Source organism: Ruminococcus sp. CAG:330 (assembly GCF_000437175.1).
Lineage (GTDB): Bacteria > Bacillota > Clostridia > Oscillospirales > Ruminococcaceae > Ruminococcus_C.
On the sequence record NZ_FR898049.1, the window covers coordinates 1 to 8561 of the forward strand.

The 8561-nt window shown below is 51.9% G+C and carries 8 protein-coding genes; all 8 read left to right on the forward strand.

The window, feature by feature from the left end:
* Nucleotides 1-401: 401 nt before the first annotated feature.
* Nucleotides 402-1475: a D-alanine--D-alanine ligase family protein gene (locus QZL66_RS05980; protein WP_022410825.1), complete on the forward strand. Its 1074-nt coding sequence runs from the start codon at nucleotides 402-404 to the stop codon at nucleotides 1473-1475.
* Nucleotides 1476-1573: 98 nt separating this feature from the next.
* On the forward strand, nucleotides 1574-2377 hold the full coding sequence (gene murI, locus QZL66_RS05985) for a glutamate racemase (RefSeq protein ID WP_226943338.1): 804 nt from the start codon (nucleotides 1574-1576) through the stop codon (nucleotides 2375-2377).
* Nucleotides 2378-2397: 20 nt separating this feature from the next.
* Complete coding sequence (locus tag QZL66_RS05990) at nucleotides 2398-2841, forward strand: DUF1934 domain-containing protein (RefSeq protein ID WP_022410827.1); 444 nt, start codon at nucleotides 2398-2400, stop codon at nucleotides 2839-2841.
* A 52-nt stretch (nucleotides 2842-2893) separates the two neighbouring features.
* On the forward strand, nucleotides 2894-4585 hold the full coding sequence (gene argS, locus QZL66_RS05995; protein ID WP_022410828.1) for an arginine--tRNA ligase: 1692 nt from the start codon (nucleotides 2894-2896) through the stop codon (nucleotides 4583-4585).
* Between the two features lie 206 nt (nucleotides 4586-4791).
* Nucleotides 4792-5877 (forward strand): PucR family transcriptional regulator, encoded by a 1086-nt coding sequence (locus tag QZL66_RS06000; RefSeq protein WP_022410829.1) that lies wholly within the window; start codon nucleotides 4792-4794, stop codon nucleotides 5875-5877.
* Nucleotides 5878-6054: 177 nt separating this feature from the next.
* A complete protein-coding gene (gene ftsE, locus QZL66_RS06005; protein WP_022410830.1) occupies nucleotides 6055-6744 on the forward strand; it encodes a cell division ATP-binding protein FtsE in 690 nt (229 codons plus the stop codon).
* The gene (ftsX, locus tag QZL66_RS06010; protein WP_022410831.1) at nucleotides 6734-7639 is read left to right on the forward strand and encodes a permease-like cell division protein FtsX; all 906 of its coding nucleotides are present in this window, start codon (nucleotides 6734-6736) and stop codon (nucleotides 7637-7639) included. Before ftsE ends, ftsX begins: the two co-directional genes overlap by 11 nt.
* A gap of 101 nt (nucleotides 7640-7740) precedes the next feature.
* Nucleotides 7741-8561: murein hydrolase activator EnvC family protein (locus tag QZL66_RS06015; RefSeq protein WP_293601901.1), on the forward strand; the 821-nt coding region annotated here is incomplete at its 3' end.

Sequence of the window (8561 nt, forward strand, 5' to 3'; positions counted from 1 at the left end):
CAGCGCATCGCCGGCGGGATTGTTTGCCTCCCTCAGATAGCATAGAGCAGTCCGCAGGCGGGAGAAGCCGCCATTGCAATCCGGACATAAAAATAACCTCCATGCAAAGAGGTAAGATTAGTATACCATACTTCCATTGAAAAGTCAAGCATTTTTTCGAATTTTTTTGCGCCCCGGCAGGTTTGGGGCAGAACATTCGAAAAAAGACAGGCTTTTTTGCAAAAAAAGCTTGCAGATTTTTGTGAATTATGATAAAATATAAGGTGCAACACATAAAACGGCATGTCAGGCTGATATAGTGATACCAGAGCAGCCCGCTTCGGTGCGCCTTAGCAGGAGCGGAGTTCGGCGGAAAAGACAGCATTGGCCGTAATCGGTGAGAGAAAGGGTGTTTTTTACACATGGCAAAAATTAGAGTGGCCGTATTGTTCGGCGGCGTTTCCAGTGAGCATGATGTTTCGCTGGTCTCTGCAGAAAACGTGATTCGGAGCATTCCCAAGGAGAAGTATGAGGTGGTCTGCATCGGCATCACCAAAAAGGGCAGATGGCTGTATTTCCCGGGGGATGTTTCTGAGATCTCCACAGGGGCATGGGAACAGAATCCGGACTGCACAGCGGCAATTCTTTCGCCGGATCCGCTGCACGGCGGCATTGTCACCATCGAGAACGGCGAGACCTTCATCAAGAAAGTGGACGTTGTCTTTCCGGTGCTCCATGGCAGAAACGGCGAGGACGGACGGCTTCAGGGCATTCTGGAAATGGCACGGATTCCCTACGTGGGATGCGGTGTGCTGAGCAGCGCCGCATGCATGGATAAGGGTATGACTCATACCGTGCTGGATTATAATGGTATCCAGACGGCAAAATGGGCGTGCGTATTCCAGCGGGAGATCAACAAGCTGGACGAAAAGTGCATTGCAATTGCAGAGACGCTGGGCTTCCCGCTGTTTGTGAAGCCGGCAAATGCAGGCTCTTCCGTTGGCGTAAACAAGGCAACCGATCTGGAATCCCTGAAGGATGCAGTGCAGATTGCATTCACCCATGATGAAAAGGTGATCATTGAGGAGTTCATCGAGGGCAAGGAACTGGAAGTGGCAGTATTCGGCTACGATGCGCCCATCGCCTCTTACGTGGGCGAGATCGAACCGGCAGCAGAGTTCTACGACTATGATGACAAGTACGTCAACGGCACATCGCAGCTCTACATTCCGGCACGAATCTCGGAACAGGATTCCCAGCGTATTCGGGACATCGCTGTGCGTGCTTACCGTGTCATGGGCTGTAAGGGTCTGTCCCGTGTGGACTTTTTCCTGGCAAAGGACGGCACGGTTATCCTGAACGAGATCAACACCATGCCCGGATTCACCAGCATCAGCATGTATCCCAAGCTCATGGAGCATCTGGGCATGAAGCAGGAGTATCTGGTGGATAAGCTGATCGAACAGGCAATGGAGAATTCCGCAAGAACTTATTGAGATGACGGGTTCAGAGATATTTCTGAACTCAGTGCAAATGCTTAGCAATGCGGAAAGGAGAGCCGCCGACAGACGAAAACCGGCGGCAACTGGAATTTATGAGAAATGATGCAATCGGCGTGTTCGATTCCGGAATGGGCGGATTGACGGCAGTGAAGGAGCTGAATGCCATCCTGCCGCAGGAGAATATCATTTACTTTGGAGATACGGCACGGATTCCCTACGGAAGCCGCAGTCCGGAAACCATCATGCGCTATGCCAGGGAGGATGTGGCATTTCTGCGGCAGCATGCGGTGAAGATGATTATCGCAGCGTGCGGAACGGTCAGCTCTGTGGTTGGCGACCGGCCGTTCGTCACGGATCTGCCCTTTACCGGTGTCGTACTTCCGGCAGCAGAAACCGCCTGCCGCATCACTAAGAACGGCAGAATCGGAATCATTGGCACTCCGGCGACTGTGCGCAGCGGCAGCTACGAAAAGGCGATTCACAAGCTTCGGCCGGAGGTCGCCGTGATCTCGCAGGCATGTCCGCTGTTCGTGCACCTCGTGGAAAACGGGTACACCGATTTCCGGAATCCGGTGACACGGCTGGTGGCAGAGGAGTACCTGGAGCCGGTGCGCAAAGAGGGCGTGGATACCCTGATTCTGGGCTGCACTCACTATCCGGTGATTCGGGAGGTGATCGCAGACCTGATGGGGCCGGAGGTGCAGCTGATCTCCTCCGGCGCAGAAGCTGCCAAGTACGCACGGCGCTGTCTGGAGGCACGGGATCTGCTCTCTGACCGGAAAGAACCGGGGGAGAACACCTATTATGTCAGCGACAGCACCGAGATGTTCATCGAGAACGCAGGACACTTCCTCCATCAGGACGTGGTGGGAAAGGTGTTCCGGTGCAGCCTGTGATGGGAAAGGAAGCAAAAGCCATGGAATCAGTCATTATTACCCTCAAAAGTACCCAGCAGGGTCGGGAGAACGAAGCGGAAGAAACGGAACTGGACACCCTCGGAACATGTCAGCGAAAAGACGGCGTGCTGGAACTTTCCTATGAGGATTCGGAGGTAACCGGCTTTGTCGGCTCTACGACGATGGTGCGTGTGGAGCAGAGCGACACCGGAATGCTGGTAAACGTCATGCGCTCCGGTACGGCAAACTCAAACCTGATTCTGGAAATCGGAAAGAAACATTTCAGCGTGTACAACACTCCGTACGGTAATATGGCTCTCGGCATTGAAACAGACGAACTTGTGTTTGAGGAGACGCCGGAGGGCGGAAAGATTTTCATGGCATATACCATTGATATGAACTCGGCGTTCCTGTCGGAAAATACCATTGAACTGGTGTGGAAACGAAACGAATCCGAGAAATAGAAGAAAAGAACTTGCGGCGGTTTATGCTGCACAGAAAGGAATGGATAGAAAAATGGCGGATTGTATCAGAGAGGCAGCAGACCAGCTGCACGAACTGCTGATGGAGGGACTGGGAAGAATGGTGGCAGAGGAAAAAGTGCCTGCTGTTCCACTTCCTGCATTTCGTGTGGAAATTCCGGCGGATAAGTCCCACGGCGATTTCGCAGCCAATGTGGCAATGGTGAGCGCCAAGGCATTCCGAATGGCACCTCGCAAAATTGCCGAACTGATTTTGGAGTCGATCTCCTTGCATGGCACGATCTTTGACCGTGCGGAAATCGCCGGCCCCGGCTTTCTGAACTTTTTCCTGAAGCCGGAATGGTTTTCCAAGGTTGTGGAAACCGTCTTGACGGAAAAGGACACCTACGGCAAAACACAGACCGGCGCCGGTAAGCGTGCGCTGGTGGAATTTGTCTCCGCAAACCCCACCGGCCCGATGCACGTGGGCAATGCCAGAGGCGGAGCGCTGGGCGACAGCCTGGCGGAGATTCTCAGCTGGACTGGCTGGGAGGTAGAGCGTGAGTTCTACGTCAATGATGCCGGCAACCAGATCCAGAAGTTCGCCACTTCTCTGGAAGTGCGCTATCTCCAGCACTTTGACCCGTCTGTGGAGATGCCGGAGGATGCCTACCATGGCGCCGACATCACAGAGCATGCGGAGAACTTTATCGCAGAAAACGGCGACAAATATGTAAACTGCGATTCTCAGACCAGACGGGATGCGCTGGTGGCGTTTGCATTGCCGAAGAACATCGCTGGTCTGGAGCGTGATCTGAAAAAATACCGCATTGTCTATGATAACTGGTTCCGTGAGAGCACCCTGCACCAGAACGGTCAGGTAAAGTGGGTGGTAGAAGAGCTGACCAAGCGTGGCTACACCTATGAGCAGGAGGGCGCAGTTTGGTTCAAGGCGACCGACTTCGGCGCAGACAAGGATTTCGTGCTGGTTCGTGCCAACGGAATCCCGACCTATGTCGTGCCGGATATCGCATACCACTATAATAAGCTGATGGTGCGGAAATTCGACAAGGCAATCGACGTTCTGGGTGCCGACCACCACGGCTATGTGCCCCGCCTGAAAGCGGCGCTGACGGCACTGGGCGCAGATGCAAGCCGTTTGGATGTGGTTTTGATGCAGATGGTAATGCTGATGCGTGACGGAGAAGTGGTAAAACTCTCCAAGCGCAGCGGCAAGGCAATCACACTGGTCACACTGCTGGACGAGATTCCGCTGGATGCAGCACGCTTCTTCTTCAACACCAGAGAGGCAAACTCCCATTTCGAATTCGATCTGGATCTCGCTGTGGAGCAGTCCTCCCAGAACCCTGTCTACTATGTGCAGTACGCACACGCCAGAATTTGCAGCCTGCTGCGCACCATGGCAGAGCAGGGTGTGACGCTGGAACAGTGTAAGAAAGATGCGCTGGCACTGCTGAAGCAGCCGCAGGAGTTGGAACTGATCCGTCATCTGGCTTCACTGCCGTCGGAACTGGACGCTGCCGCCAAGGCATACGACCCGTCCAAGGTGACCAAGTACGCCACCGAGCTGGCAACCCTGTTTCACAAATTCTACGACGCATGCAGCATTAAATACGCTGAAACACCGGAGCTTCAGCAGGCAAGACTGCTGCTGTGCGAGGCTGCACGGCAGGGCATTTCCAATGTGCTGCACATCCTGAAAGTCACCTGTCCGGAGAGCATGTAATTCTTTTGCGGTTACAAATGAGTTACAGATATCGGGCGAATCGCCTCCTAAAAATTTGAAAAAAACGCAGAAAGAGCAGGAATACCGGAAGATATCCGTATAAATTTTACGACACGTTCACATATGTCGCGAGATAATGTGTTACAATTTGTAATATATTGAACAGGCGATTATGTGACAGCAAAAAGAAAGAGGGTTGTTCTAATATGTCGAATAGATTATTTCAAGGACTGGTACATCAGATGCGGGACACCATCGATGCAACCGTCGGCGTAGTCGATGACACCGCTACCATTATTGCATGCAGCGATCTGACCAAGGTCGGGACGACCAATGAATTCGTGTCGCTGGATCTCAGCGATGTGCACGACATTTTCATTCGGGACGGCTACACCTATAAGCCGTTCGGCTCACGGGCAAAGCCGGAGTATGCCGTTTTCGTGGAGGGCATGGATGACACTGCTGCAAAGTACGCCAATATCCTTGCAATCTCCCTGTTCAATATCAAGCAGTACTACGATGAGAAATATGACCGGAACAATTTCATCAAGAACGTGGTACTGGACAATGTGCTGCCGGGAGATATCGTAGTAAAGGCTAGAGAGCTGCACTTCAATTCGGAGGTCAGCCGTGTGGTTCTGCTGATCCGCATCATCTCTGCCAACGATGTTTCCGCCTATGATGTCATCCAGAACCTGTTTCCGGACAAGAACAAGGACTTCGTCTTTACCATTTCGGAAACCGACATCGTTCTGGTCAAGGAGATCAAAGGCGCTGTTGACGAAAAGGACTTGGAAAAGCTGGCACGTTCCATTGCAGACACGCTCAGCAGCGAGTTCTATACCCGTGTCAATGTGGGCATTGGTACTATCGTCAACAACGTCAAGGAACTCTCCCGCTCCTTCAAGGAGGCGCAGATGGCACTGGAAGTGGGCAAGGTATTTGATACCGATAAGGCAATTGTCAGCTACGACAATCTGGGCATCGCCCGCCTGATCTATCATCTGCCTACCACACTGTGCGAGACATTCCTGCACGAGGTGTTCAAGCGTGGCAGCATTGATTCGCTGGATCATGAAACCCTCTTTACCATTCAGAAATTCTTTGAGAACAGCCTGAACGTTTCAGAAACCTCCAGAAAGCTGTTTGTACACCGGAACACACTGGTGTACCGTCTGGAGAAGATCAAGAAGCTGACCGGTCTGGATCTGCGGGAATTTGACCATGCGATCATCTTCAAGATTGCGCTGATGGTAAAGAAATACCTTTCTTCGAATCCGGCAAAATTCTGAGATTCTCGCAAATCGGTAAAAAGCAAATGCTGAGCCTTGCCCTACAGCAGACTCTGAGATAGGTGGAATTGCCGCCGGTGCAGCGTGGCACATGGCAGCATCGGCGGTGTTCCTGTGCAACGGCCGTTTTGCCGGACTCTTGCGGGAAACTGACAAGTGAAAGGATGTGTGTGAACTATGGTAGAACTGAAGGATGTGTCTGTGACATACTCCAGCGGCGTAGATGCACTGCACAACGTAAACTTAAAGATCAATGACGGAGATTTTGCTTTTGTCGTGGGTGCGTCCGGTGCCGGAAAAAGTACCATGATCAAGCTGATTCTCAAAGAGATCAACCCCACAAGCGGCTCGATTTATGTCAATGGATACCATTTGAACAAGCTGCGGCGGCGGCGGATTCCTGCGCTGCGCCGTACCATTGGATTTGTTTTTCAGGACTTTCGTCTGATTCCGTCTATGACGGTGTATGAGAACGTCGCCTTTGTCCTGCGGGTCATCGATGCGCCGACTAAGTACATTCGAAAGCGTGTGCCGTATGTAATCGGCCTGGTGGGCTTGCAGGAGAAGGCATACTCCTATCCGGACGAGCTGTCCGGCGGTGAGATGCAGCGTGTTGCCATTGCACGTGCACTGGTCAACGACCCGCAGCTGATTATCGCCGACGAGCCGACGGGAAACATCGACCCTGAGCTGTCCTACGAGATTGTGGAACTGCTGCAGGGCATCAATGACATCGGGACAACTGTGCTCATGGTTACCCATGAGCACAGCCTTGTGCGCCAGTTCGGCGGACGGATCATCAACATTGATCAGGGCAGAATTGTCTTTGATGAAGTGATTGGAGGGAATCTGATCCATGAAGGCTAGTGGTGTCAAGTACCTTATCGGACAAGGTGTGGAAAATATCTGGAAAAACCGGATGATGGCATTTGCCTCGTTCTGTGTTTTGCTGGTTTCTCTCCTGCTGGTCGGGATGTCTGTGCTGTTTTACATGAACATCACCTCCATAATCGGCGGTGTGGAAGACAAAAATGAAGTGATCGTCTACATGAACGAGGGGACGACAGATCAGGAACTAGCGGAATTCCAGACCGAACTGGAACAGATTGATAACATCTCCAGCATCTCTTTCTATTCCAAGGAAGAGGCGTTTCAGGATCTGAAAAAGAGCATGTCGGACTACGAGGTGCTGTTTGATTCTCTGGGTGATGACAATCCGCTTCTGGACGGCTTCCGGCTTCAGATCTCGGACATTTCGAAGATCTCCACCACCATCGATGAGATCGACCAGCTCAATCACATCTATTCCATCCGTGCGCCCATGGATTTTGTCAACATTCTGACAGAACTGCGGAAGATTGTCACGGTGGTGTTCAGTGTAATTATTGCAGCTCTCATCGTCATCTCCCTTGTGATTGTTTCCAATGCGACCAAGGCGAGCGTGTTCGCACGTCGGGAGGAGATTCAGATCATGAAGTATGTGGGAGCGACCAACTCCTTCATTCGGATTCCGTTTTTCATTGAGGGTATGATTACCGGCTTGCTTGCCGGCTGTATCGCCTTGGCGGTCACCTGGTTTGGCTATGATTCCATGGTCAATCTGCTGACGGGACAGGTGGATATCCTGTCTGTTATCGGCATGGGCAGCATCATTCCGTTCCGTGATCTGGCTTGGGAGGTTGCTGCGGCATATTTGGGGGCAGGAATGTTGTTCGGGGCATTCGGCAGTATGATTTCTATGAGAAAGCATCTGAACGTATAAGAGTTCGTATCCAGCAAAAAAGATACGGATTCCGAGGAGCTGCGCACCGGCAAAAATCCAAAAGAGTGCGCCGGCTTCCACGTCTTAGGAGGCAATTTTTTATGAGGAAAAGAAAACAAATTGGACTGCGTGCAATGAGCACCATTCTGGCAGCAGTTTTGCTGATGGCGGGAATGTCTACAGCAAATCTGCCCATTCGGGATATGTCTGTTTCGGCAAAGACACTTGCAGAATTGCAGGATGAGCGTCAGGCAAATGAGACAAAGATCGCAGAGAAGCAGAAAAAACTGGACTCTCTGCAATCCAACATGAACGAGAATGAACAGTATCAGAAGACGCTGAAAGAAAAGATCGCATTGCAGCAGGAAAATTTGGACATCGTTTCGGAGGAGCTGAAGCGAATCGGAACATCCATTTCCGAAACAGAGGACGCCATTGCACAGGCTGAGGATGATATCACCGTCATGGAAGCGGATATCGCCATTGGTTTGGACGAGTTCAAAATGCGTCTGCGTGCAATGTACGTACAGGGCAATGACAGTCTGGCATCTGCGCTGGTTGGCGCAACTGATTTTTACGACTTGCTATCGAAGTATGAGCTGATGTCCCGTGTGGCAAATCACGACAACGATCTGGTCAACACCCTGAAGGACAAGCTGGAAACCTGCAACGAAAAGAAGGCACAGCTGGAAAAGCAGCAGGAGAGCCTGAGCAAACAGCAGTCTGACCAGCAGGCAAAGAAGGACGAGTTCTCCACAGCGCTGATGGATTTGCAGGATACCTACTCGGAAACCAGCGATGCGCAGGAGCAGATGGAACGGGAAAAGGAATCTCTGAATGCAGATGTCAGCACGCTGGAAAAGCAGAATGCGGAACTGGATGCAGAGGAAGCAGAGATCAAGGCCGCCATCGCAAAGGCAGC